This window comes from Photobacterium sp. DNB22_13_2 (assembly GCF_052873915.1).
On the sequence record NZ_JBNNXU010000166.1, the window covers coordinates 1 to 264 of the forward strand.

The window sequence follows — 264 nt, forward strand, 5'->3', positions numbered from 1 at the left end:
GGGCGAAAGGGCGGCAAGCCACCAACATCAAAACCGAAAACCAAACACAAAAAACTCAAGCCGCTTCCGCCACCGGATGCCGCTGCTTCCGATACAAGAAATCCAAAACAGCCGTCCGACAGGCGTGATAAGTCGGATCCTCCGCCAACGCCATCCGATCCCGCGGTCGTGGCAAATCCACCGTCAACACTTCGCCAATCGTCGCCGCCGGCCCATTCGTCATCATGACGATGCGATCCGCCAGCAGCACCGCCTCATCCACAT

The 264-nt window shown here is 58.3% G+C and carries 1 pseudogene; it reads right to left on the reverse strand.

The features are described from left to right. Nucleotides 1-55 precede the first annotated feature (55 nt). A pseudogene (locus ACVA58_RS28225) lies at nt 56-264 on the reverse strand (ABC transporter ATP-binding protein); the annotation flags it as partial.